The organism is Sulfurimonas sp. NWX367 (genome assembly GCF_039667065.1).
GTDB classification, from domain to species: domain Bacteria; phylum Campylobacterota; class Campylobacteria; order Campylobacterales; family Sulfurimonadaceae; genus Sulfurimonas; species Sulfurimonas hydrogeniphila.
In genome coordinates this window covers 79,613-104,331 of record NZ_JALCZM010000001.1, presented here as the reverse complement: position 1 = coordinate 104,331, position 24,719 = coordinate 79,613, and the positions used below count along the sequence as shown (strand labels likewise).

The 24,719-nt window shown below is 32.7% G+C and carries 24 protein-coding genes and 1 tRNA gene; all 25 read right to left on the bottom strand.

Annotated elements, in window-relative coordinates; all coding sequences use genetic code 11:
- Positions 1-69: 69 nt before the first annotated feature.
- On the bottom strand, positions 70-1,884 hold the full coding sequence (locus MNY28_RS00510) for a menaquinone biosynthesis decarboxylase (RefSeq protein ID WP_346388564.1): 1,815 nt from the start codon (positions 1,882-1,884) through the stop codon (positions 70-72).
- A gap of 73 nt (positions 1,885-1,957) precedes the next feature.
- On the bottom strand, positions 1,958-3,466 hold the full coding sequence (locus tag MNY28_RS00505) for a glucose-6-phosphate isomerase (RefSeq protein WP_346388563.1): 1,509 nt from the start codon (positions 3,464-3,466) through the stop codon (positions 1,958-1,960).
- Positions 3,463-4,413, bottom strand: coding sequence for a UTP--glucose-1-phosphate uridylyltransferase (locus MNY28_RS00500; RefSeq protein ID WP_346388562.1), 951 nt, complete (start codon positions 4,411-4,413; stop codon positions 3,463-3,465). The genes MNY28_RS00505 and MNY28_RS00500 overlap by 4 nt, the downstream gene beginning before the upstream one ends.
- 230 nt (positions 4,414-4,643) lie before the next feature.
- On the bottom strand, positions 4,644-6,812 hold the full coding sequence (locus MNY28_RS00495) for an STT3 domain-containing protein (RefSeq protein WP_346388561.1): 2,169 nt from the start codon (positions 6,810-6,812) through the stop codon (positions 4,644-4,646).
- A gap of 45 nt (positions 6,813-6,857) precedes the next feature.
- Positions 6,858-6,932 (bottom strand) — tRNA-Asn (locus MNY28_RS00490).
- A gap of 55 nt (positions 6,933-6,987) precedes the next feature.
- Positions 6,988-8,718 (bottom strand): nucleoside-diphosphate sugar epimerase/dehydratase, encoded by a 1,731-nt coding sequence (locus MNY28_RS00485; RefSeq protein ID WP_346388560.1) that lies wholly within the window; start codon positions 8,716-8,718, stop codon positions 6,988-6,990.
- 238 nt (positions 8,719-8,956) lie between these two features.
- Positions 8,957-9,844: a glycosyltransferase family 4 protein gene (locus MNY28_RS00480; RefSeq protein ID WP_346388559.1), complete on the bottom strand. Its 888-nt coding sequence runs from the start codon at positions 9,842-9,844 to the stop codon at positions 8,957-8,959.
- Positions 9,841-10,650: a DNA ligase gene (locus MNY28_RS00475; protein ID WP_346388558.1), complete on the bottom strand. Its 810-nt coding sequence runs from the start codon at positions 10,648-10,650 to the stop codon at positions 9,841-9,843. Before MNY28_RS00475 ends, MNY28_RS00480 begins: the two co-directional genes overlap by 4 nt.
- Positions 10,647-11,537, bottom strand: a complete 891-nt coding sequence (locus MNY28_RS00470; RefSeq protein ID WP_346388557.1) for an NAD-dependent epimerase/dehydratase family protein — start codon at positions 11,535-11,537, stop codon at positions 10,647-10,649. Before MNY28_RS00470 ends, MNY28_RS00475 begins: the two co-directional genes overlap by 4 nt.
- Entirely contained in the window at positions 11,538-12,680 is a 1,143-nt protein-coding gene (locus tag MNY28_RS00465) for a glycosyltransferase family 4 protein (protein ID WP_346388556.1), read from the bottom strand.
- Positions 12,677-13,495 carry an SDR family oxidoreductase gene (locus MNY28_RS00460; protein ID WP_346388555.1) on the bottom strand — a complete coding sequence of 273 codons (819 nt, stop codon included), beginning with the start codon at positions 13,493-13,495 and terminating at the stop codon, positions 12,677-12,679. Before MNY28_RS00460 ends, MNY28_RS00465 begins: the two co-directional genes overlap by 4 nt.
- Positions 13,488-14,288 carry a glycosyltransferase family 2 protein gene (locus MNY28_RS00455; RefSeq protein WP_346388554.1) on the bottom strand — a complete coding sequence of 267 codons (801 nt, stop codon included), beginning with the start codon at positions 14,286-14,288 and terminating at the stop codon, positions 13,488-13,490. Before MNY28_RS00455 ends, MNY28_RS00460 begins: the two co-directional genes overlap by 8 nt.
- A 1-nt stretch (position 14,289) precedes the next feature.
- Positions 14,290-15,195, bottom strand: coding sequence for an NAD(P)-dependent oxidoreductase (locus tag MNY28_RS00450; protein ID WP_346388553.1), 906 nt, complete (start codon positions 15,193-15,195; stop codon positions 14,290-14,292).
- Complete coding sequence (locus tag MNY28_RS00445; RefSeq protein WP_346388552.1) at positions 15,185-15,592, bottom strand: WxcM-like domain-containing protein; 408 nt, start codon at positions 15,590-15,592, stop codon at positions 15,185-15,187. The genes MNY28_RS00450 and MNY28_RS00445 overlap by 11 nt, the downstream gene beginning before the upstream one ends.
- The gene (gene rfbG, locus MNY28_RS00440; protein WP_346388551.1) at positions 15,580-16,680 is read right to left on the bottom strand and encodes a CDP-glucose 4,6-dehydratase; all 1,101 of its coding nucleotides are present in this window, start codon (positions 16,678-16,680) and stop codon (positions 15,580-15,582) included. Before rfbG ends, MNY28_RS00445 begins: the two co-directional genes overlap by 13 nt.
- A 2-nt stretch (positions 16,681-16,682) precedes the next feature.
- Positions 16,683-17,459, bottom strand: coding sequence for a glucose-1-phosphate cytidylyltransferase (gene rfbF / locus MNY28_RS00435; RefSeq protein WP_151900693.1), 777 nt, complete (start codon positions 17,457-17,459; stop codon positions 16,683-16,685).
- Complete coding sequence (locus MNY28_RS00430) at positions 17,456-18,967, bottom strand: hypothetical protein (protein ID WP_346388550.1); 1,512 nt, start codon at positions 18,965-18,967, stop codon at positions 17,456-17,458. The genes rfbF and MNY28_RS00430 overlap by 4 nt, the downstream gene beginning before the upstream one ends.
- A complete protein-coding gene (locus MNY28_RS00425; protein ID WP_346388549.1) occupies positions 18,964-19,581 on the bottom strand; it encodes an HAD-IA family hydrolase in 618 nt (205 codons plus the stop codon). The genes MNY28_RS00430 and MNY28_RS00425 overlap by 4 nt, the downstream gene beginning before the upstream one ends.
- Positions 19,574-20,236 (bottom strand): cyclase family protein, encoded by a 663-nt coding sequence (locus MNY28_RS00420; protein WP_346388548.1) that lies wholly within the window; start codon positions 20,234-20,236, stop codon positions 19,574-19,576. Before MNY28_RS00420 ends, MNY28_RS00425 begins: the two co-directional genes overlap by 8 nt.
- Positions 20,237-21,124 (bottom strand): NAD(P)-dependent oxidoreductase, encoded by an 888-nt coding sequence (locus MNY28_RS00415; protein WP_346388547.1) that lies wholly within the window; start codon positions 21,122-21,124, stop codon positions 20,237-20,239.
- 66 nt (positions 21,125-21,190) lie between these two features.
- Positions 21,191-22,111: a phosphoglycerate dehydrogenase gene (locus MNY28_RS00410; RefSeq protein WP_346388546.1), complete on the bottom strand. Its 921-nt coding sequence runs from the start codon at positions 22,109-22,111 to the stop codon at positions 21,191-21,193.
- Positions 22,111-22,848: a hypothetical protein gene (locus tag MNY28_RS00405; protein WP_346388545.1), complete on the bottom strand. Its 738-nt coding sequence runs from the start codon at positions 22,846-22,848 to the stop codon at positions 22,111-22,113. The genes MNY28_RS00410 and MNY28_RS00405 overlap by 1 nt, the downstream gene beginning before the upstream one ends.
- A 6-nt stretch (positions 22,849-22,854) precedes the next feature.
- Positions 22,855-23,832 (bottom strand): class I SAM-dependent methyltransferase, encoded by a 978-nt coding sequence (locus tag MNY28_RS00400; protein WP_346388544.1) that lies wholly within the window; start codon positions 23,830-23,832, stop codon positions 22,855-22,857.
- A 247-nt stretch (positions 23,833-24,079) separates the two neighbouring features.
- The gene (locus MNY28_RS00395) at positions 24,080-24,433 is read right to left on the bottom strand and encodes a hypothetical protein (protein WP_346388543.1); all 354 of its coding nucleotides are present in this window, start codon (positions 24,431-24,433) and stop codon (positions 24,080-24,082) included.
- Complete coding sequence (locus tag MNY28_RS00390) at positions 24,430-24,717, bottom strand: nucleotidyltransferase domain-containing protein (protein WP_346388542.1); 288 nt, start codon at positions 24,715-24,717, stop codon at positions 24,430-24,432. Before MNY28_RS00390 ends, MNY28_RS00395 begins: the two co-directional genes overlap by 4 nt.
- Between the last annotated feature and the right edge of the window lie 2 nt (positions 24,718-24,719).

Genomic DNA, 24,719 nt, shown 5'->3' with positions numbered 1-24,719 from the left:
GATATTACATTAGAAATTATTATATATTCCTTACAGTGATAAAATTTATCACATAAAACACAAAAAATTCTATAATTGAAACTTACCGACGAGTTTTTCGTCCAGACTCCAGACTCCTTTTTCTTTTAGCTTTTCAACAACACTCTGTGTACATTCGACATCATCAGGCCATTCTCTTGTAAAATTATCCAAGGAATTTTTATTTGTACCGTCAATACCTACCATGAGTCCCGATGTATATACATCACGCAGTGCATCCATATTGTTCGTGACACGCCAAATCAGCATATAAGAGTTCCGTATGTCATTTTTTTCAGCATCAACAAATACAACCACTCTTACATGTGTACTCAATACCAGCAAATCATCAAAATACTCTTTTACATTTCTTTTTTTATCTACACTGATGACTGTAACAGGGTTGTTTGTGCGCTGCATAAACTGATGCAAATCTACAACATCAGGAATGAGCTCTTTTACTCTATTGAGAAGTTCTGCATCTCCCAAAAGCTGAGGCGCTTCAACGCTGTCTGCACCAGTAGCATCTATGCCAAGCTTTCCGCCTACCAAAGTCTCAGGAGATGAGTGGTCAAGCGCATCCAGGATACCTTCTGTAATAAATAGTGATTTAGGAGTAAAACGATTCAGAACATATGTGGCAAAAGCTTCATAGTTCTCCAGTTTTGGTGCTTTTTCATCAACAAAAATGGCATGTTTGACAAAGCTCATCTGTCCGGCACCCCAAAAAGCATGCATAAACTGTTTTGCATGTCCTTTGTAAAGTGGCTGCATTTTTGCAAGTATCAGGTTGTGAAAACCTGCATTTTCCGGCATGTGGTAATCCAGCAAATCAGGAGCAGTTGTTTTAAGCAAAGGAAAGAAAATTTTTCCTGTTGCCCAACCCATATATTTGTCTTCAAGCGGCGGTTTTCCGACAACAGTAGCTAAAAAAGTTCTTTTTTGCTTCATCGTTATCGCTGAAACTTCCATCACAGGGTAAGGTTCTTCCAAAGTGTAGTATCCTGTATGGTCACCAAACGGACCTTCAATTTTCAGATTATCAGGATCAACCCAGCCCTCTATTACATAATCCACATCTTTGGGAATATACAAAGGCGTTGTCAAAGATTTTACAAGCTGTGCAGGCTTTTTGGTAATCAATCCATACATTAAAAGTTCATTCACGCCATAAGGCAGAGGAGCAGTTGCGCACCAGGTATACAAAGGATCTCCCCCTACAGCTATACTTACAGGCATTTTTTTGCCGGCTTTTTGATACTGGTCAAAAAAGTGTGAAGAATCCTTATGTATCTGCCAGTGCATGCCCAAATGATTTTTATCATATACCTGCAGCCTATACATACCAAGGTTTACCATTTCGCCGTCAAGACTCTGCGTATACACCTGGCCCATTGTTATAAATGGTCCGCCGTCTTGTTCCCAGGTTGTCAGGAGCGGTAATTTATATAAATCTATTGCATCTTTTAAATATTTTATCTGCTGGCATTCTCCCTCGCCTTTGAGACGTTTTGGAAAAATATTTTTGAGTGAAAAGAGTTCACTTGCCATAGAAATTTTCTCTTTGAAGCCTACGGGCGGTTTCATATGCAGCAGTTTTGTAATTTCATCTGCCACAGACTCAATAGTTCGTCCAAAAAGCAGCTCACAACGCCTGTAAGATCCAAAAAGGTTCATCATGACCGGTTCTTCAAATTTTTTACCGTTTTTTTTATCAACAACATTGGTAAAAAGCAGTGCTTTGCCGCCGTCTTCTTTTTTTACTTCGGCATAAGCCAGATGCGGAATTTCAAGATATATATCGAGTTCAGTATCTATTGTTGTGAGTTCATCATTTTTTTGTAAAAGTTTTATTGTTTTTTGCATATATCCTACTCAAATATTTTTTCCTGATTGTAGCATATAAAAACTGAGTGTATAAAAAATCAGCCTCTTGTTTTTATTGCAAGCTGTCATCATTTCTGTCTTGTTTTAATTTTTTTTTCAAAATAATTTTGCCGTTTTCAACACCGGGTTGATTGTAGGCATCAATATACATCAGTTTTGCACACAGGGAAGTCAACAGTTCATATTCATACATCAAAGCGGCAATGGCACTTTCACAAACACCGTCTATTGTTATCACATCACACGGGATGTCTTTTTGGTTGTTTATTGATTCTATCGTTGCATCCGCCTGTTTGTTTATCAATTCGGAAAAAGGAATATTATTAAGATATTGTAACTCTTCAAGCCCTTCCAGTTTTACATCCGGAATTTTCAAATCATTGTCAAAATTTTCCACCTTGATGACAGTTACCGTTTTATCTCGTCTGCCTTCGATGATAAGCTGTAAAAACGAGTGCTGATCAATCGGACCGATAATACCGATAGGTGTCAATCCCTGACGTGTATTGTTTATATCAATTTTACCGAGACTTTCTCCCCAAAGCTGAATATACCACTTGTTGAAACCTTCAAGGCGTGAGGAGTAGGAAAAGACTACATTTATGTTGTAATTGTATTTGTATTCGACTAAAAATCGGGCTTTTTTTAAAAGGCGTTGTTTAATATTTATGCCATTGTCAGCCGGCACTGAAGTACCGGTTCCGGAGATATTACCTGTGTCATCTTTGTGGAGAGGCACTGAAGTAGCGGTTCCGGAGATATTACCTGCGTTATCGTTGTGGAGGGGAACTGAAGTAGCAGTTCCGGAGATATTGCCTGTGTCATCGTTGTGGAGGGGAACTGAAGTAGCAGTTCCGGAGATATTGCCTGTGTCATCGTTATGAAGAGGCACTGAAGTAGCGGTTGCAGAGGTACCCTGGAACCCGTACTTCAGTGCGGGCTGCTCTTTATGAGTCCCAAAAAACTCATCATGTACTTTTCTCGCACCGGACAACAATGCATCTATGTCTATACCCACTATCGCCAAAGGCAGTAAACCGACTGCACAAAACACAGAAAAGCGTCCTCCCACATTTTTCGGAATCTCAAAAATTTTCATGCTGTGTATACGGGCATAATCACTTAATTTGGAATCGTTCTCACTGACAATCACGGTGTTTTCTCTGTTACATGTAACCAAAGAGTTTATATACTTAAACAATGCAATTGTTTCCAAAGTTGTCCCGGATTTTGAAATCACTATAAAAAGCGTATCTTCCAAATCAATATTTTCAATTTTTGATTTGATATCAATAGGGTCTGTAGTTTCAAGAAAAAAAAGTTTTTTCCTTAAATCTTTTGAGTGTTTTAAAAATTTATAAACAGCATAGGTACCAAGGGTACTTCCACCGATACCGATAACGGCTATATTAGTTTGTTTCACTGTTTTGGCATACTCTTTATAAACAGATGTATCTTGAAGCGGCAGTGTATAATAACCGATAGAGCTCTTTTCTTTTAGAATTTCATTAAAAACATCTTCATCTGAAATAGTCGGATTAAAATTATGAGTATATGTCACGCATTACTCTTGTTGTAAAAATAGTTGGTAGCAGCAACAAAACCATCGACACTGCCGCAGTCAAAACGTTTTCCCTGAAACTTATAGGCGATTACACGACCTTCCTTTGCCTGCTGTAACAGGGCATCTGTAATTTGAATCTCTCCGCCTTTTCCCGGTTTTGTTTCACGCAAAATATCAAATATATCCGGAGTCAGGATGTACCTGCCTATAATGGCCAGATTGGACGGAGCGTCCTGCGGAGATGGTTTTTCTACCATATCTGTAATTTTAAAAGCCTTATCGCCCAGACTAAAGTCTGGGTTTCGTATCTCACCTTCAATATTCTTGTCGCCTAGACTAATGTTTGGATTCCTTGTCTCACCTGCATCTGATTCATCTTCCCGGAACCCGTACTTCAGTGCGGGCTGCTCTTCTATTGCTACCACACCGTATTTGTTAGTATCTTCATAAGGTACTTCTTCGACAGCAACGATAGAGCACTTGTATTTTTCGTAAAGTTCTACCATCTGCGCTAAAACACCCGCACTCTCATTATCACATAAATCATCCGCAAGTATGACGGCAAAAGGTTCTTTTCCGATAAGAGTTTCACCTGTCAGTATGGCATGTCCAAGCCCTTTCATCTCAACTTGTCGCGTATAGGAAAAGGTGCAGGTTGTTATTACTTTTCTTATCTCTTGCAAATAACTCTCTTTTGCAGTACCTTTAATCTGATGTTCAAGTTCATAAGAAACATCAAAGTGATCTTCAATTGCACGTTTCCCACGCCCCGTAACGATTGCCATAGTAGTAAGCCCCGCTTCTATTGCTTCTTCCACCCCGTATTGAAGAAGCGGTTTTGTAAGGACGGGGAGCATCTCTTTTGGTATCGCTTTTGTAGCCGGCAAAAATCTTGTCCCGTAGCCTGCCGCCGGAAAAAGACATTTTCTGATTGTTGTTTGCAAGAGAATCCTTTGTTTTAATGAAATGATTATAGTAAACCTTTGATTATATTTACTTAAATTCAGCCCGTACTGAAGTACGGATTTCGAAAAAGCTGCACATCTCCAGGAATCAGTACTTTAATGCCGACTGTTGTTGCTTACTGTCACTCTCAGCCCACCCTAAAGGATGGGTTCCTAAAGACTGAATACTTCCCGGAATCGGTACTTTAGTGCCGACTGTTCTTTAATTCTTATATTTTCAATTTATATACTTTAGCCTGTGGTGTTAATATCACAGGTTCAAAAAGTTTTTTATCATAATTTTCCAGCACCATCAGTTGTATATAGAGCGAATTATATGTCTGTTCATCCACTATTAAAAAAGTATTATAGTTTTTCATAAAAATAATATTTAAATTTGAGGAAAGATTGATAACCTGTACCTGTTTGTGTAGTTTCATATTTTTGTCATAGTAAGTTTGCACAAAACGTCTTATCGGCAATGTTTTATTTCCAAGAGTAAGCTGCAGAGTTCTTTTGTCTAAAAATACATTTTGTGCCAATTGAATTTTGTTGCCAATATCTTTAAAATTTCTGCTTACAAAGAAAAATGGCTGCCTGCCTTTGTCTCCGTTCATTAAATTCAAATTTGAGAAAAGTGTGACAGTCGGGTAGATATTTATCATTCTGAAAGGCAGATAAAAGTAGATATCTTTTGTTTTTTTCGGCAGTTTAATATCAGACTGCAAACTCTTTAAAAATTCGTTTGTATCTTTGTATCCGTAATCTTTTGTCATCTGTTCGATGTTTGAAAAAACTGTAATATTTTTGTCTTCTATCTCTTTCTTGTTTTTATCTCCAAAATCGTATGTTTTTTCCGTATACTCTACATCAAGCCGTGCCATTTTTGCAGCCTCTTCCTGTGTGTGTGTCAGCATAAAACTCACAGGAAAATTCACGCTTCCACTGTGTTTTCCGCCATCGGCCAAAGTTTTGACATCTGCATAGTATCGAATTGGATAGCCATAGTCCCACCATGCTACAACATAATCTTCACGACTTGCTTTTTTTCCCAGGGCTGTTAAAACTTTCACTTCATTCGCATTAAAAACAGTAGGTACTTTATACGCCTCTATATGTTTATAGTTTGGATACAGTACCAGCAGAGTAAAAGCACTCATGCTTAAAACTTTCAACTTCTGCGTAGGCATTTTTGAAGCAATCTGCGTAATTAAAAAGGCAATGCCGAAAGCTAAAATCGGTACGGCATAGATTGTAAAACGAAGTCCACCGACATAGGCTAAAAATCCAAGCCCGACAAGAGGCAGTGAAAAGAGCATAATACGGTGTTTGTACAGCAGATACATGTAACCAAGCAAAGAAATGACAAATGTAACAGTATTACCACTGATACGATTTGCAAAAGTCTCAAAAGGAATATGCCCTGCTTCTCGTACCGTTTGCATTACCGTGAAAAAATGAAGTCCCAGTCCTTTAGTCCCCGTACTGACACTCTCTCTAAAAATATAGCCTTTTAACTGCGACCAGATCGGATCAAATCCACCGGTTGCAAAAAATGCAATAATTGAAGTCCCTAAGATATAGTAAATATACTTATCATATTTTTCCTGCTTAAATGTATAAAAAGCGGCTAAAACAAAACCCAGACGAACCAATCCGTCTGTATTCATCATAGCAAACAGCATAATGGCAAGCAGTTTATAATTAAATACATTTTTTCGATCAAACACCAAAGTATAAAAAAGAATCAATCCGAAAAATGAAAACTCCAAAGAGTAAGACTGAGGGTACCACCATCTGTAAACCAGGATATCTAAAGCGGTAAAGAGCAGATATATGTCTTTATTGGTTTTAATCGCCCAAATAACAGACCAGAGCAAAAACATAGGAAGCACAATGTTGAGCATATCGGTATCATAATACCCTGCCATTGTACGGTTATAATAACTCCATGCAACAGATGCAAATATTGCGGCAATAAACCCCATCTCAAGATTTTTCAGCGCTTTGGCTATCAAAATGATGGGAATAACGACAAGAGAACTCAAAAATACCGGTAAATAAAAAATAACACTCTCAAAGGAAAAAGGCAGGATTTTTGCAAAGAATGCTGTAAGTTGGGAAGCAGCACTTGAAACAGGTGAGAGGTCATGCAACTGATGAAATTTATCAAAATACTCTTTTGCATCCGGATTTGTTCCGGTTCCGGAAAGTAAATCACGAGCACCTTCCGCCCAAACATAACCATCATTGGTATTAATCATAAACTGCCCGTTAAAATAAAACGGTGCATATCCGTTAAAATGATATACCCAAACAAGGCGCATACCAATAGAAAAAGCAAAAGCTATAAAAATATAAAGAAGTGTTAATTTTGTTTCGTGGGAAGTATCTGTCAAGTTTTAGTCCTCTAAAAAGTTGAGGAATTATAACATAAAAAGAAGTGGCTCCGGATACTGGATTCGAACCAGTGACCAAGTGATTAACAGTCACCTACTCTACCGCTGAGCTAATCCGGAATGTATGGCAGAATTCTATCCAAACAATTTTAAAATAACCTAAAATTTTGATAATTTAGGAATTTGTTTGATGATTAAACTCCGGCACTATCTCTTTGAGTTTTTTCAGCGTATCATTACATGTAAGCAGTGCTTCTATATCTTCATTCAATCTTTTCAAATCATACGGTGTAGGTTTTGCCACGGTTATGGATTCATATTCTGTTTTTGTGTCACTCTCGTCTATCAAAAGCTCTTCATAGAGTTTTTCACCCGGTCGTAAACCTGTATATGTAATGTCAATGTTTTGACTTCCGCTCAGGTCAATCATTTTTTTTGCCAAATCAACTATCCTTATCGGTTCACCCATATCAAGTATGAAAATCTCACCGCCGCTTCCTATAGCACCTGCCTGCAAAACCAGTTCACAGGCTTCGGGTATCAACATAAAATATCGTGTGATATCAGGATGTGTTACGGTAACAGGTCCGCCTGCTTCTATCTGTTTTTTAAATTTTGGAATAACACTTCCGCTAGAGCCTAAAACATTACCAAACCTCACAGCGACTATGTCTGTTCCCTGTCCATTTGAATTTTGGGCATACAGTTCGCAAATACGCTTAGTCGTTCCCATAACATTTGTAGGACGCACTGCCTTATCGGTAGATATCATCACAAACTTTTGCACGCCATGCTTTATAGACGTATCTATAACATTTTTAGTGCCTATGACATTATTAACGATGCCTTCATATATGTTTGATTCAACAAGCGGTACATGTTTGTATGCTGCGGCATGTATAACTATCTGAGGTTTATACTTTTGAAATGTTTCATCTAAAAGTTCCGAATTTACTACACTTTGCATAACAGGTATAGCATCCACATTCTTAATCTCTTCCAAAATAGCATACAAATTGTATTCGCTGTGGTCTAAAAGTATAAGTTTTTTCGCTCCGTATTTTTCACATTGACGACATATTTCACTGCCTATACTCCCGCCTGCTCCTGTCACTAAAATCGTTTTATCTTTTATAAACTCTTCTATCTTTTGCTTGTCCAAATCTTTTGGATGGCGTGCAAGCAAATCTTCTACAGAGAGATCTTTTAACTGTGTCGAAAGATTTTTTCCCGTTAAAATTTCATCAATAGAAGGAAGAATCTGAATAACTTCAAAGTAATTTGAGAGATTGTCATATATCGTTCTGATACGCTCTTTTGGAACAGACGGCATGGCAATAACAAGCAAATCATACTTTTTATCTTTCATAACTGTTTTGAGCTGTTGCTCAGAAAGTATATTTACAGAATCTACAGAACGGTTTTGCAAAGCCTTGTCATCATCCACAAAATATTCTATTTTATACTTAGAATCATGAAACTCGGATGCCAGTTTTATTCCAGCCTTCCCTGCACCGTAAATTACCACTGATTTTGTCTTCTTTACTTTTGATTTGTTGGTAAAATAATAGTATGCATACATCAAAAAATTAATGCTAAAAAGATATAAAAAAAGTTCTGATGCCAAAAAAGAAAAACGTACTTTTCCATAAAATACAGGCAAATAAACAAAAAAAGCAGTAATATAGACAACACTTTTTATAAGAAAAGTTTTTTGCGAAGCTTTCGACCAAGAGAGAGAGTAGTCTCGCAGTATAAAGCGTGATGCAAGCATACGAATGACGATGACGCTTGCCACAACCTCAAACTCAAACGGCATATGATAGATAAAAAATGTCCACCAAAACGTAATAAAAGAGAGTACTATAATTACTAAAAAGTTTAATATTTTTTTATCTATTCGCACTGTTTATTATTCTCTGGATCTTTAAGTTTTAATACGCTCATACTATACTTTCCTCTCTTATTATAAACATCATTATAACACATTTGTAAACTCACAGTTTTCACTCCATATGTGCAGCGCACCATAAAGAGTGGGTTCCAAAAAACTGTACACATTCACAGAAATCGGTACTTTCCTGGCATTCTCGCCCGCACTGAAGTACGGATTCCAAATGCAACAATTTCTCGGAATCGGTACTTCAGTGCCGACTGATAAAATACGCCAAGACAAATAAAACCATATTCGCCCCCATAGCCATAAACACAACTCTGTCATGGGAAAATCCGGCCTGCGTCAGCCTTTGGTATAGATGCTTTTTATGTGCCACCAAAAGCCTTTCTCCATTGAGGTACCGCTTGACTAAAGTATACGTCGCATCAAACCAAAACACGCCAAATAAGATAATCCATATCCATAAATTTACAGCATCTTGATTTGCATAATATATAGCAAAAATCGCTACAGTATACCCAAGCAAAGTACTCCCGACATCTCCCATAAATATCTTCGCTCTATGCCAGTTCCAGACCAAAAATCCTAACACAGACACAATCAAAACTAAAAAATGCACCCCGCCAAAAAGTAAAAAACCGGCAACTCCAAGAAAAACGGCTTCACTTCCGGCATAGCCGTCAATTCCGTCTAAAAAATTGTAAAGATTGATAAACCAGATAATCGCCACAAAAGCAATGATATTAGCAACCAGTTGATTTTCAATGCTAAAAAGCCAAAAGTCCAAGCTACCTAAACCACCCAGAGCCATTAACCCACCAACAGCGACACTGCTCTGTGTGACAAGCCTTACTTTAGGAGAAAGTTCATACAAGTCATCCAAGTAACTTACAACAGCAAGCACAACCCCCGCCATTAAAGCATAATACAAAGATGAAACAATCTCTCCCCTGAAAAAAAGATAACTCAACCCCACAAACCAAGTAACAGCTATAGCAATCCCCCCACCATGAGGCGTAGGCACCGTGTGAGAACTCCGTTCATTTACCTCGGCAACCAAGGATTTTTCAATGGCATAATTTTTGATAAAATAAGTGAGCATAAATGACAATAAAAATAAAAATATATAGATCACAGATCGCTTCCTTTATATCTGACTCTCAAAAACACAGGAAATCTTGGCTTTTTGTATTTTGTAAACTCTTGGTACTTAAATGTTACAATATCACCGACTTTAGGAGGATCCATTCTCTCTTTATTTGTAAATCCACTGCCTATTTTAAAGGTTGCGTTGTTATCTAAACGACAGGTTAGCGATCCCATCATATTTGCAAGTTTTCCTTTGCCACGGTTGAGCGAGACAACCCTGCATTCGGCATCTTTAAATGATTTTACTTTTAAGGCTTTTGATGTTCTTTTGTCTATATATGCCATATTTTGGTCTCGCACCACAACACCCTCACCGCCTTTTGATTCTACTATGGATAAAAATCTAAAAAGTTCATCTTTTGAATTCGCCTCTCTTTGAACTATTACATGTAAGATATCACTTTCATATGGTTTTACTTTTTCTAAACGCTTCAAAAGACCTTCTTTTGCATGAGGTACTTCAAAAATGTTATATGTAATTTCTTTCCATTTTTCAGATGGTACTTTATCTCGCACTATAGAAGATATGTTTTCAAAATCATCCCTTTTGCTCCACAACTCCCCATCTAATTCAAAAGGAGGAAAATCTTTTATAAAAAACTTTGGAGCATAAATATGCTTTCCTCCACGACTTATAAGTTGTTTCCCATCCCAGTAAGCACGGATTCCATCAAGTTTTTCACTCATTACCCAATTTGTAATATTTTGATCTTTATAGACTTGCAAAAGTAAAAGTTGTGGTTTTTGCGCAAACAGTACAAATGGCAGGAGTAATATTAGGTACAGTTTCATATCATTAAGTCCTTTAAACTTTTCTCACCGTTTATCATAAAATCAATCCCTTCCTCCGCACCAAACGGAAGCGATGCTTCAGCCTTGCCAAAAAGTTTTTTCATTGCATCCTTATTGTCAACTTCCAAACTCCCATAAAGCCTTTTATGAAACGATGGCTTTAAAACCTTCAACAAACTCTCAAAAAACGGCACCCGAACAAGATAAACTTTTTTTCCTAAATTTTCAGCTATAAGCTCTATAAGTTTTATGGTACTAAACGGTTTATCATCGCTCACTAAAAATATGCCATCTTTTTGTCGTTCAATGACAGCATCTATAAAAAAACATAAATTCCCAATATAGATCATACTGCGTCTGTTCTCAATTCCTCCAAAAGGCAACACAGGCACTTTATGAACCAAATTAATAAGATTCTTAATGTTAGCTTTCACCCCATACCCATAAACAATAGGCGTTCTTATAATGGAAACTATAAAATCATCATCTTCAAGCTTTTGAAGCTCTCGCTCAGCTTTTAATTTACTTTTGCCATATTCATCCTGAGGGTTACATGTACTATGTTCTGTATAACAAACATCACTCTCTTCCCCATATACTTTCACACTGCTCATAAACACAAAATGCTTCACACCAGATGCTTTTGCTTTTTTAGCCAGATCCAAAGTTTGCGTAACATTTATCTTCTCATACGCCTCTTTACTCGCTCCACCCATCTGATGTACCAAAGCAGACAAATGTACAACAACATCAACGCCCTTTACATGTAAAACATCAAAATTCTCCTGTAAAAAAGAAAAAGTTCTTATATTATAGTGTTGAGAATATTTTAACTGGAAATAACTCCCGATAAAACCTCTTACCCCTGTTAATAAAATAGTTTTCATCTATATATCCATGTCTAGTTTCTTTAACTCACCTAACAGTTCATTCCAAAAATATTTTTGATCATACTTTTTGACAATACTATCTCTTACATTGCATCTAACAAAATTGTAAAATTTTTCATCTATAATAAATTTTTCCATTGCATGGAACAGATCTACTTCATCTTTTTTCTTTACCAGCATTCCATTTATATTGTGTTTTATTACTTCATTACACCCATTTATATCAGTTGCAAGCAGTGGTATATTAAAACTACCTGCTTCTATGAGAACATTTGGCAGTCCCTCCCTGTATGAAGGAAGAACAAATAGGTTAGTAATGCAAAGATATTTTCTTATATCATCCTGAAATTCTATATATTTTACAGAATTATTTTCTTTTATTATTTGATGGCTTTGTTTAGAAATCGGGTCTGATTCATTTTTATAATCGCCTATCAATAATAATTTAATCTTAGGATATTTATCACTTAACAAATCAAATACACTCAACAACTCATTAATGCCTTTATCTTTTACAATTCTTCCTACAAAAGTTATTATAAAGTCATCTTTCTTAAGCTTTAAATTATCCTTGATTTTATTTTTTTGACTCTCCGAAAACTTATCTTTAAAAAACTCGGTATCAACACCGTTAACTGAACCATTTCCAATTATAGCAACCTCTTTCGCTGTCATGTTTTTAACTGTTGCAGTTAAAATTTTGCTATTACAATATATTTTAGAGGAAAAAAAATATGTAGTCTTTTCTGTTATTGTCAATATTTTTTTTCTTATTCCTGTCGCTTCCAAATGAGGAAGGCCTACAACACTGTGCAGTCTATACGGAACTCTAGTTATCCATGATGAAATCATTCCAAGTAATCCGGCTTTTGGAGTAAGTGTATAAACAATCAAAGGCTTCTTTTTTAACAGATACCCTGTAAGCTGTATCAAAACTTTTAAATCTTTAAAAATATTAATTTTTCTATTAAAATCCACTATTTTTACAGATACATTTTCATACTCTTTAATACTTTGGATTTTATCTGAATATGATGTAACTATTTCAACTTCATAATAATTAGATAAAAATTTTGCCTGTCCTTTTAGCCAAGTTTCCAAAACAACAGGAACAGTAACCATTATTACAATTTTTTTCATAAATTAAATTCTTGTTGTAAATATTCTTGCACATTGATAAAATCATTTTTTTGAATCACTTCAACCAGTAATCTTGCATCAGAGGTTGAAACTTTTAGCTCATCTCTAAATATATTGCTTGTTTTAATTTCGATCTGATTATTTGACAAAAATTCCAAGATCCCTTTTATTGAACTGCCAAAACCAGTACCTACATTAAGTATTTTAATATTTTGTATCTTTAACAGTTTACTATATATAAAAACCACATCATCAATATGTATAAAATCTCTAATGGCATTTCCATTGTTTACTATTTTTATTTCTTGATTGTTTTTATGAGCATTTATAATTTTACTGACAACAGAAAATTTATCATTTCCGCCATACATATTAAAAATCCTGGTAATCGTATAGTCTATCTTATACTCATTACAATATTTTTCAATCAATTTCTCATTTGCAACTTTTAAAGAGGCATGCAAGTTCATAGGTTTTAATTCATCTGATTCATTACATAAAATATTATTTCCATATACAGAACTGCTACTTGTGTATATTATTTTGTTGATGTCTGCATTTTTAAAGTAATCAAGCACTAAAGAAGTAATTAAAATGGCATTAGTGATGTAACTACTACTGCTATCGAAATTATTTAGCTGTGTTGCAGGTTGAAAGTTATTAAAAATAATATTAATTTTTTGATTTTTATACTCTTGTAAAATATTTATATTTTCCAATATTTCTCTTGAAGACAGTAATATGGAATTATCTATATACTTATTCATTCTTTTAGAAAGATTACTATTTTTCCCAATAATTAAATTTTTAGGCATAACTGTATCTCTTAAAAATAATCTTACAAATTTGTAACAAAGAACTAAATACATAATGTCTCATCGGTATCTCTTTTTTTAAAAAAATCAATGAAAGCAAATACAATGCTTTTCTGTAACCTATATCTGTCTCTCTGTTTGAAATTGAAGCATTATGAACTCTATAATTCAACAGCTTTTCTTTGAGTAAAACAATTTTTTTTTCATTTCTAATTAATTTTATCCAAAGTTGCCAATCTTCTACCGCAATCAAATTTTTCTCTTCTTCAAAATTAACTAAAGCACTTTTTTTTAACAATACAGAATTTAAATTTATATAATTGATATAATAAATAATATTTTTCATACTTATAACAGTTTTTAAAAAATTAACCAGTTTTTGATTATCAAAATTTCCTTGTAATTCAGATTTTTCATCAATTTCATATGCCAATGTATGAACTACGTCAGCATGATTGTTTTGTAAAAATGCTAATTGTTTTTCTAACTTTTCCGGTAACCATACATCATCAGAATCCAAGAAAGCTATATATTCACCTTTTGCAATTTTTAAACCCTCATTTCTAGGATAAGCGGGTCCGCCTTTGTTCATATTCAAATTTACAACCTTGATCCTTTTATCTTGCTGCTGATATTCCTCAATAATAGAAACACTTTTATCTGTTGAATTATGATTTATAAGCAGTAGTTCAAAAACCTCATAAGTTTGCTTCAACACTGACTGTATTGTTTCATCTAGATAATTTTCTGCATTATATATTGGAATAATGACACTAATCAAAGGATTTTTCATATTAAATTTTATCCCTAATATATTTTTTCAAACCACTTTCCAAAGAAATATTCACTTTATAATTCAACTCTTTTTGCGACATTTCTATATCTGCACATGCTCTGATTGTATCAATTTTACGACTTTTATTCGCACCCCATGCAATATTTGCTTTTTTATTTGTAATACTTTCTAAAGTCTTTACCAAATCTCTTATTGATATACATTTTCCTGTTCCCACGTCATAGTCAATTTTAGAAGCTTTAATATTATTAAAATCAAGAATAAGGTTATAATAAAGATTTACAACATCATCTATATGTACAAAATCCAATATCTGCTTACCATCACTCATATTAACAGCCTCATCTGAGTCTAGAGAATCTATAGCATAATCAATAATCTTTTTATTGGCATTTTTCTTTCCATAAACTGTAAACAAAATCATATTTAAAAATTTAAAAGAGTTCTTTTTGGCATAGTACTCAATTATATATTTTGCAGAAGTTTTTGTAGCAGAATAAAAATATGTTGGGCTTATTATATTGTTGATATGATATTCGGAAAAAGAACCTGTATTTATAAACAATTGCAACTTGCAACCTGATAATGCAATTAACAGATTAGAGGTAAATACAATATTTGACTCTATTAGCTTAACTATATCTTTTGGTTCATCTGAACTTGTTGAATATGCAGCCAGATGAACTACAATTTCAGGTGAAAATTGTAAAACACTGTCATTAAACTCAGTTAGGTTATTACATTCGATATATATAACCGCATTCCCAAACATTTTTATGGCACTTTTTGAATCTCGAACAACCAGTGCAATTTCTATATTATGATTGATTAAAAGTTTATTCACAAGATCTGAACCAACATAGCCGGTTCCGCCAGTTACAAGAACTCTTTTTTTACCATTCATAGTTTATCTCATTAATATCTAAATTTATTGCTTCGTCTGGATTATGCTCAATTGAAGCGATATTTAATAACATACTGCTTTTGCTTAAACCTTTAAAAGCCATCCACAAATTTGGTTTTACAGTAAGTCTTTGGTAATTTTTTTGAGAAAGTTTTACACTGAAAAACTCTTTATTTATTTCATCATACACAACAAATTCTATTTCTCCAACAACCACTACAAGATTTAAAGTCATTTGAGTATGTTTCTTCCATCCCTTGATATCATTTAGGTATATAGTTGAAAAATAAGCTTCTCCAAATCCATCAAACCCCTCATCACTTTTTTTCATGGCATGAAAAATATCACCTTTTGGATTATAAATCTGTTTTAGCGGTGTTAAAATTACTCCGTCCATTGCAAACCTCGCGTTTTTGCCATACTTTCATATTCATTTATCTGTTCCAAAGTTTTTTCTAAAATATTGTTATTATTGTTATAAAAGTCATAATACCACTCACTGGTAAATCTAATAGTATCTTTATACTCTAAATTTGCCTGCCATTTCAGATAAAAGAGAGCTTTGTCACAATTGAGTTTTAGCAATCCTGCCTCATGAAAAGGTATGTTCCCTGTAATAGTAAAAGCATCTTTGGCATTTGTAAAATGCCAATACTGACTTAAATCTGCAAGCAATTGTTTAACTGTGTGATTTTGTTCTGCCCTTGGTCCAAAGTTAAACGCTTCCCCATGCAAAGAGTTGTTTTCATACAAAACCTGCCCTAGATTTAAATATCCACTTAAAGGTTCAAGCACATGCTGCCAAGGTCTCGTAGCTTCTGGGCTTCGTATCTCCACACTTTGATTTTTACTCCAAGCGTGCATGCAGTCAACTACAATCCTGTCTTTTGCCCAATCTCCGCCACCTATAACATTTCCGGCTCTACCAATGGCTAACTTAACATTACAATTGTCTTTTTTAAAAAATGAGTGATAATATGATTTTATAATAAGCTCAGCAGCACCCTTGCTACCACTGTAAATATCTTTACCACCCATTTTATCATCCTCTTTGTAGCCCCATACCTGTTCTACATTGGCATACGCTTTATCACTTGTGATAATTATAACGCTGCATTTATGATTTGAGTTTTTAAGAGCTTCTAAAATATTTGCCGTTCCCATTACATTTGAGGATATTGTGTCAATTGGATTTTCATAAGATGTTGAAACTATCGGCTGTGCTGCCAGATGAAAAAGAAACTCCGGCGCTTCTACGGCTATAATTTCATTCATTTTAGATAAATTTCTTATATCCTCTTGATAATGCTTTATCTTTTTTTGTAGCTGTAACTCTTCAAACATTGAAGGATTTGTCGGAATATCTTTTGAGATGCCTATAACTTTTGCCCCAAGTTTTAAAAGCCACAGAGTAAGCCATGTGCCTTTAAATCCTGTATGCCCGGTAACAAGTACTTTTTTATCTTTGTATACATTTTTGAACATTGCTATTCCCATACCTTCCAAGGGGCAACACCTTCATCCCAAAGTTTATTAAGATCATTTTTATCTTTTAAGCTATCCATCGGCTTCCAAAAGCCTTCATGTTTGAAAGTAAATATTTCTCCATCTTTAGCAAGTTTTTGCAGTGGTTCTTGCTCAAAAACAGTTGCATCTCCACCTGTAATGTAGTCAAAAACTTTCGGTTCGCAAACAAAAAACCCTGCATTTATCCAACCACCGTCACCCTTTGGCTTCTCTAAAAAATCTGTTACCTGATGTGATTCAGAGATATTAAGTGCACCAAAACGTCCATCTGGTTGAGCAGAGGTCATAGTCATTGCTTTACCGTGTTTTTTATGAAATGCTACCAATTCTTTTATATTTACATCACTTACCCCATCTCCATAAGTGAGCATAAACGCTTCATTACCAATAACTTTTTGTGCCTGTTTAATTCGTCCTCCTGTCATAGAGTTCAGCCCTGTATCAAGCAATGTTACCTTCCATGGTTCACTTGAATTATTTAACACTTCCATTTTACCATTTGACATATCTATAGTTATATCACTTTGATGTAAAAAATAGTTTGCAAAATACTCTTTAATATAATAGCCTTTATATCCTAAGAGAATAACAAAATCATTAAAACCATACTCTGAATATATTTTCATAATATGCCATAAAATAGGCTTACCCCCTATTTCAACCATAGGTTTTGGCCTTATGTCTGTCTCTTCACTAAGTCTTGTTCCAAAACCGCCTGCTAACAGTAATACTTTCATAAATTATTTTCCTCAATTCCAAATATATTTTTAATTCTTTCTTCTGTTGGCTCTCTAAAAAAGTTTTCCTTGTACCACAAAGAAATTTGCTTTATTTCATCTTTATAATTTTTTCTATATACCAATAACTTATTATACAATTTCTCAATATCATCTTTAGTAAACGCAATATCCCAAATCTTCCCTTTTCCATGGGTCACTAATGGATTAGCGGTAAGATTATCTTGACTGGCTATTATTATTACAGATAATCCACAGGTTACTGCCTCAAGAGAAGTCCCAGAAGCAGTACCTATTACTAGTTTTGTGTTTTCAAAAAGTTTATAAATATTGCTATTCGAAATTTCAATAGTATTTGGGATATTACCAAGTTTATGTATATTAACTGCTGGATGGTTTTTAAATATCACATTATCTAAATGTTCTATCCTTTCTATCATATATTTTGTATCATTTTCTATATAAGAACCGAGCAAAAGTACATTTTTTTCTTCTTTGATACCCTGAAATTCAAAAACTCCTTTATATCTTAATGAAACTCCAACATCATATTTCACTTTTTCTCTATCTAATACATAATATTTTCCATTAACAGACACCTTATGAGGTGATGCAAGCATATCATAATCTAAATCATCTACATAAGCATTAAAATAAGTTTCATAATTTAAATAAAACTGTAATGCGTTTAATGTTATTTTATCATTATGATTTCTAATTCCATAGTTAAAACTTCTCTCAATCACTTGAAATTCACTCCAGAAATATATTGTTTTTATACTCTCAATTTGAGCTAAATTTTTACCTAAAATATATCTTGTTAAACTATCAAAACTAAAATATTTAATATCATTAACTACAGCATTATTAAATATTTTATCAATATCATTCTCTTCTTTTTGTAACAGTCTTAATGTTTTAAACGGATACACTACTAGAAGTCCAAACAGTTTCACAAAATCACTTAATTTCAAAAATTCATACTCAAATACAAAATCTTTTTTATCTTGATTTATTATTTTAAAAAAGTGTTTTAACTTTAATGGATTTTGACCAACGCCATAAGGTCTTAATAAAACAGCATACTGAGTATGATATTTTTCAAATATTTCATAGATACCGGTTAAATAATTTTCACTAAATTGACCATTTTCATTTGTCTTATCTATAAGTCCAAAAGTATCAATAATAATTTCTAATCTGTTTTTTCTTTGTTTCTTATAATAAATTTTATAGATAAAAAAAGCAGTAACATATGAAAAATAAAGATAAATATTTTTTATATAATATTTCACTAATTTTCTTGTGAATAAAAACAGATTATTGTCTTTTTGAATATTATTTGTAAAAAAGTTTTTAGGAAACACACTTGCATATGGATTTTTAACTAAAGTAGCATTAATTATTGTATAGATATCCCATCTGGCATTTCTTTTTATCTTATCAATGTAGGCATGAAAATTACTTTTTTTATTTTGGTAATTCTCCTCTAATTCCTTTGGATTCAAAGTTTAAACTCCAAAAATGTATCAATATAATTTCCATACTGTTTTAACTCTGAATTATTATACCCATAAAAATTTATCTTATTCTTTTTAGCCGCATTATAGTCTGTGATGGCATCACCGATTAATATTGTTTCATCAGTTTTGTAATTATATTTCTCCATAATATTAGCTATTAAAATATCTTTTTTAGTTGGACTTCCATTGATTGATAAAAAATAGCATGTGATTTCAAACTGTTTACACAAATCATTAAGTTCACGATTTTCTGCACCTGAGACGATATGAAAATTATATTCTTTGTAATTCGCTTTTATAAATTCAATGGTTTCCATAATTAAGTTTTCTTTGTTAGATAATTTCATTTTAATAATCCGAGCAAATTTATCTGCTAGTTTTACAATTTCATCTTCTGAAATATCTTGATGCAAAATATCAGTATAAAAATATCTAATTTTATCAAATCTTGAAACACCACCGTTTTCATAATGATATTTCTCAATCTGTTGTAAATATTTTTTGTCATAACCATGGAACAATTCTACAAAACCATCCCCCTTAATCTTCATACTATCAAGTATAACACCATCAAAATCCCATAAAATTGTTTTAATCATGTAATATTCCAAATACAGTACATGGTAAGCCATCACACTGAGATATTCTAAGCGGTGACACTATAATCTCTTTAAACTGTACATTTTCGCTGATATTTTTCAAGTCCATATCTTCAAGTAAAAGTATAGGTTTTTGGGGATTTAAAAACCTTTTATGGGATTCTCTTCCTAATTCTCTGTTTTGAAAACTAGATACAGAGATAGAATCAAATCCAAACACTCTGATAGATGGAAAATTTTCTATTAAAAAATTATAAATATCTCCATGAAAACCATAATTCTCTTTCCAAAATTTTTCACTATTTCGACTATTACAAATACCTGTTTTTACAATTAAAATATCATAACCAATATCTGTGATGTTTTTTAATCTTGCTGTCAATTTTTCATTTATAATTAACTCTTCTTGAACTATCTCTACAATGAGTGGTTTTTTAAATACCCAAAAATCAGCATTAAAATCCTTAACAGTCTGTCCCTTTTCATAAAAGTGGTAGGGCATATCTATATGTGTACCTATATGAACAGTAGTAGATATTGTTGTATCATTAGCAACATCCCCTTTTAAAATATCACTTTTTTTTATTTGTACAAATTTATTTTTATTCCCGTAAGCAGGTGTGTGTTCATCTAATATATAAGACAAAAACAACATCTACGCTTCCAGCTCTTCATGAATAACTTGAATACATTCCAAAAGACCCTGACCTAAATCAATATACGGATTTGCCACCAACTTTTTGGCAACAGTTGGATGATACGAATAAGGAGTAATTTTATAGTGTCCCATGTTATTATCTGTAATTTGCTTCAGCTCTAGCTTGTTTTGCATGATCTCATTTATCATTGTAAGGAGTTCTATACGTTTTAGTCTTTCAGTTCCTGTTAAGATAATATGCTCATTTTCGTAACTTTCATCCTCTAAAATGTCGACTGAAAGTTTTGCTGCATCTGCTGCGTGAATGTATTCTCTTAGATCTTGACCATCACCTTTGTAGTGAAGTTCTCCATTTTTTAAGGCATCATATAAAAGATTATAAATATAATTGTTATGACTCGCCCGCTCTCCATACAAGGAGCCGTAACGAATAACCGTATATTTCAAACCATACCTTTTATAATATTCTTCCATTAGCTTCTCTGATGTTTGCTTACTAATGCCATAAAAAGAACCCTCATTACTAAGGGCATAAGCACTGCTTGCATACACAAATCTTTCTACTTTTCTTGTTTTACATACTTCAAGTATATTTAGATTCCCCATAACATTTATATTCATAGTATTGATTGGGTCGTGGATAGCATCATCAAGATTTGCTATCGCTACAAAATTATATACAATATCAGCGCCATTAATTACATTTTTTATACTGTTCATATCTAATATATCTACAGTTTGAAACTCTTGATTTACTTGTAAATACTTTGACTTATGAATATCAGCAATAACTACATCATAGTTTCTACGAGACAGTTCATCAGCGACATACGAACCTAAAAAACCACTTCCACCGAAAATAACAACTTTCTTACGATTTGGCATTTAATACCTCACTGCACTGAATTTTTAGGAGTACTAACATATGGCACTCTCCACTTTGAATTCTTATCATAATTTATAATACTCTCTTAAATGTTTTATAGCGCTCATACCCATAGCTTCTACAGCTTCCTTTGCGTTTCCACCAATGTGCGGTGTGCATATAAGATTTGGAAGTTCTAAAAATTCTTTATCTGTAGGTGGTTCTTCAACATAAGCATCTATCGCAGCACCTGCGATTATGCCGTTTTTTAAAGCATATTTTAAATCATTTTCATTTATCAGACCACCTCTGGCCGTATTTAACAAATATGCTGTTTTTTTCATCATTTTCATTTCATTTAAAGTTATGAAATTATATGTGCTTTCATCTTGTGGTGTGTGCACTGTTATAAAGTCAGACTCTCTGTAAAGTTCTTCTTTACTCACTTCTATCAAATCGTTTTGAGTATAGTATTCATCTTGATTTATAATATCATTCACAAGTATTTTGCACCCAAAAGGCTTCAACAGTCTCACTAATTCTTTGCCTATGTAACCCACGCCAACTATACCAACTGTTTTTCCGCTCAGTTGAAATCCTCCGGACTTATTCCAGACACCACTTTTAAGTTCATTTGTTGTCATAAAAAGATTACGACTAAACATAAGCATAAACCCGAGTGCCATCTCTGCTACTGAAAGACGATTTACTCCTCCTGTCCAGCCAATAGCTATGCCCCTTTTTTTACATGCTTCTTTATCTATATTATTAAGACCAACACCATATTTTGAAATTATTTTTAAATTTTTACAATGCTGAAGCACTTCTTCATTCACAGGTTCCAGTCCAACTATCAAAGCCTCAGCATCTTTGATATATTCTATCAACTCATCTTGATTAAATCTTTTGCCATCTAAATTTAACTTAGCCTCTGGAAAATATTTATATACTTCTTCTTGTAAGATCTTATTTTTTGAAAAACTTGGACTTGTTGCTACTATTTTCATTATTTTATACTCTCTTTTATTTTATGAAAAATCATTTCATGCCCTTTTTTTGTGTAATGGACACCATCATAAGTACAATTAAACTCTTTTATATCAATTAGCATATTTTTACCATTTAAATTCACTAAATCATTTATCAGTTTATTCGTTACATGTAATTGCTGAAAAAAAGAATTGGGTCTTTCCCTTTCCATCTTCATACTGTGATTGACAATTGGAGTATTTATAAAATAACATTTTTCAAATCTTTGATTTAAATTTTGAGTTATTTCTATCAAATATTTCTCTTTATATTTAACACTCTTTAATATCTCAGAGTTACCATCATTTAATTCATAATTTTCATGCTTAATAATAGTGTTAGATATATTACTAAACTGTTTTATTTGAGACATTATATCATCTATATTTTTTTGTTTTTTGGGTGTACAATCTACAAAACCCAAGTTTGTAACAAGATATTTAAATCTTAAATCAGAATTTAATTTTAGAAAATTTATTAAAGTGGCAAAAACTGTTAAGTTTTTTGGTCTTGAAATAATGATATAAGATTTATTAAAACTTTCAAGAAAAAAACTCAAAAGTAAAATAAATGAATTATGAAAGTTTAAATCTATGGTCATTCCCCCTCTTGAATCTGTAATTATCAAATAATCATAATCTCTTAGCTCATGAGAAGTCAAATAAAAATTTTCTTTCCCTAGTGATTTTTCGCCTTTACCAAACTTTAGAATCATGAGTTATCAAACCTTTTTACAAACTATCATCATATGCGAACTTAAATTATTTTTTGAAATAAAAGTTTGCATCTCTTTTTTTTCATCTTCATTCGAATATTCAATATAATTTTTCCAGAATCTATCATTTATCATTTCTTTATTATTTTTCATAATATCAATATCTAACTTCCCGGGAGTAGTCACTTCTAATGTTTTAAAACCAATAGTGTCTAATAATATTTTAATTGATTTTGGATTAAAAAAATTCAGATGCATTGGAGGAGAAATTGCTTTTGATTTTTCCCATAATGTTTGAATATCTATTCCCATTCCACTCAAAGTTGTAAATATAAATAAATCACCTTTGTCCATAATATCATGCAAAACTTTTAAAAACAACTCAGGACTATGAAGATGTTCAAACAATTCAAAGCTCACAAACGTTTTTTTAATATTTGGTAAATCATTTTTTTCTACATCTTCTAAAAACTTTACCATAACTTTAAGACCTTTATCTTTGCAAACTTTTGATAAATATTCGGATGGCTCTATTACTAAATGTTTCAAATTTGATATCTTTAAAAATTCTTCAATAAATATTCCATAACCACCACCTATATCTATAACCTTTTTAGTATCAGGTGAAAAGTATTGTATCTTATTCAATATCATTTCTGCTTTTGGCTTCCAAAGCATTTCTCTTCTATTTTTTTCCGTTGCTTTATAAAATGTAGTAGCCCAAAATTTCGACGAAGCCGAGTTCGTGTAATAGTTATTAAAAGATTCCTTATCAGGTCTTGGTGACACATACAGCGTCTTACATTGCTTACATTCATCAAAGTCAAAACCATCTTTATTAAATGAAAAAATACCCTCATTTCCACATGCGGAACAATTTATTTTAGTATTTTTTGAATCAGAAAAATAAATTTTAATATCTTCTCTATTAAGTCTCAATAATTCATCAAATAATTTTTCTGGTCTTATTTCTTCTTCTTTCATTAATATCCTTTTTGAAACAACTCATCATTTCTCATTATCTCAACTACTCTCTTCAAATCTTCTTGCGTATTAACAACTTTTGTTTCATATTCTGTATCTATCATCATACTTTTAACACCTCACTATTCTTTACAAACTCAAATTTATCGATACAGTATTGAAAAAATATATCATAAAAAGACAAAAGCTTATCTTTTACCGCAAAAATATCATTTAAGCTGTCTACTAATTCGTCTACATTAAAACTTTATTCATGAGCGACATCATTTCTAATCATTCTCAAATTTATCCACTCTTGCCTATTTACTAATCCTAATTTTTCTAATCTATTTAACATATCTATAAATGGTTTGTTTAAAAAATCTTCCCCTAAAAGTAAAAGTGCAGTAGGAAAAAGTTTCTCACCCATACTATCTTGAAGTTTTGAAAAACGAAATAAAAATTGGTCAATTAATCCTATTTTTTCTAAAGAAAAAGAGAGATACTTCTCTTTTGACAAGGGCAAATCATCTTTAAGATGACAATAAGCATTGTTAATCATTTTTTTGTGTTGATTGCATTCATATAGTACCATAACTAACTTCTCTTGCATCTCCTTCATAGTTCTATTCCTGTTCTTAAAGCCTCTTTTTCTATAAGTCTATTTGAATCTTTTGCAATTACTACATCAATTTTTTGCTCACCTATGTACTCATCTAATTTTACTAAAAAATCAATCTTCTTTTTTCTTAACTCATCTTGATTTTTTGGAATAATATACAAGTCAATATCCCCACCTCTTTTTGTATCATCTACACGACTTCCAAAAAGATAAATTTTACCATCTTTAAAAGTTTCAAAAAAAGCTTTTTTTATTAAGTTTACTTCATCATCAGTGAGTCTCATCT